This window comes from Ruminiclostridium sufflavum DSM 19573 (assembly GCF_003208175.1).
GTDB classification, from domain to species: Bacteria; Bacillota; Clostridia; order Acetivibrionales; family DSM-1351; genus Ruminiclostridium; species Ruminiclostridium sufflavum.
Window position 1 is genome coordinate 1 of sequence record NZ_QKMR01000050.1, and the last position, 1,852, is coordinate 1,852.

The window sequence follows — 1,852 nt, forward strand, 5'->3', positions numbered from 1 at the left end:
CCCTGCGAGGAAATATAATTAAAGTTTGAATTGGCAAAAAGAAAGTATTTCACAATAGATCATATACCTGAGCTTCTCCAGCAAGGAGCAGCTCAGGTGTATGGATGTGCTGTGAAAATTAAAAATCAGGGGGGATTTATATTAAAATATTAGATAAATTTTGGTGTAACGTAAGTTATTCTTTTTTATATGGCAGGTATATTGAAATAAACAGCATTATATTACATAGTTTATACGCTTTAAAAGGTTATAAGCTTTCAATAAGTAAGTATGGATACAGTTTTACAAAAAAAGAACTATTTTTATATGTTTTTTTTGCTACTTCTATAAAACTAACTATTTTATTTTTTAAATATGAAGATAGGGTAAGCGTATCAAAGACTAAAACTATTATCATAGAAGATTTAACATTTTATATTATATCAATTTTTGTAGCTGTTGGATATTTAATATATTTTGAGTTTTGTGATGATATCGCTCTTTATTGCCTGCCTGCCATTTGTATTTTTATAGAGATATTAATAAGAAAGATATTATTAAAAAGGATATCCCGTAATAAATGATACCAAAGAAGGTACTATATCTTTCAAAAAATTTTTTAGCAAAAATATAAATGTACCATTAAGAAATATACAGTTTAATATCTGCTTGACTTTTTTAGGTGGATTAAATTTATTCAACATCATTTTGTATATATATATAAATGTATTTATAAAATAAGCAATAGCAATAATCAAAAATAAAAATCTGCTTATAAAAAATGTCCGTACCTCAAAGGGAGCATTTTTTACTAAATATTTGATAGAATCTGCAACTCTGGTAAGCCCAGATGAAATAATACTGGATAAAGACGAACAGTCGACTTTCTCAGTTGAAAAATTATTAATATTGAATGCATCCGGAATAAAAATATTTGATTTTGACAAATAGAAATATATTGTAATTAAAGCTAGCGTAATCAATTGAAGATTAATATATTGAGCATACTGAATATTTGTATTTTTCTTAGAAAAGATGAAGATAACAAGTATGCAAATAAGGCATATTATATTTAGCATTAAGTAAGCAGTATTAGAATATATGAAATATAGATTTATTATAAATATTGAAACTAAAAGCATCATTATAAGAAAAACAAGTGTATATGTTTTACTGCTTGATTTATTACTATTTTTTAGACCTGTATCTACATAGATTTTGGTCTCATATGTTATATTTACTCTGTTCTGATGCTAACAGTACTGTTGGTTTTAAAACCAGTATAGATTGAAAACATTAAAAATAATATTTCCACTATTAAACTTGATAAATCATAATTCATCTAAAATCCTCCATAAAGTAAAGTATGTTTGCTCAGAGTAAACAATATTATCAATATTATACATTAAATTCCTCGGAATTACAAAAAAAGGAGTGAATATGAACTTCACAATGATTAAGAAAATAAGAGAAGAAAAGAATATTTCTTTAAGAAATTTATCTGAAAAAAGTAACATTAGTTACTCATATATTAGTCTGCTGGAAAATGGTAAAAAGGAAAATCCATCTATAAAAATTATTGAAGAACTAGCCAGAATACTGGAAGTACCAGTTAGTATTTTTTGGGAGGGTTAATTGCAAGCAGTTTATGGAAATAAATTATCCCGGTTTGTTTAACGGCTAATTTGACGGTGGCCGCCTTGATTGTACTGAACATATACAGTTACAATGCAAAAAAAGCGGCCCGGATGCCACCACGCATTTGTAAGGCCGTCTGCCCTTGAACCTTGACAACATAAATATGCCGTCAAATATATTGTATCGATGTATCCGGCTTCCGTCAACAGCAAAGGGTAGTAAAGCTGTATATTTC

Annotated in this window: 2 protein-coding genes; one reads left to right on the top strand and one right to left on the bottom strand. The window is 27.5% G+C overall.

Translation table 11 applies throughout. The features are described from left to right. The first annotated feature begins 1,419 nt into the window (after nt 1-1,419). A complete protein-coding gene (locus LY28_RS18825; RefSeq protein ID WP_110463698.1) occupies nt 1,420-1,614 on the top strand; it encodes a helix-turn-helix domain-containing protein in 195 nt (64 codons plus the stop codon). A 38-nt stretch (nt 1,615-1,652) separates the two neighbouring features. On the opposite strand, the gene LY28_RS19425 is transcribed toward LY28_RS18825, so the two are convergent. After that, a partial coding sequence (locus LY28_RS19425; RefSeq protein WP_207658162.1) for a hypothetical protein occupies nt 1,653-1,852 on the bottom strand: 200 nt, incomplete at its 5' end.

Coding starts and splice junctions, on each gene's coding strand:
- LY28_RS18825 (WP_110463698.1), top strand. CDS start 1,420: ATGAACTTCACAATGATTAAGAAAATAAGAGAAGAAAAGAATATTTCT.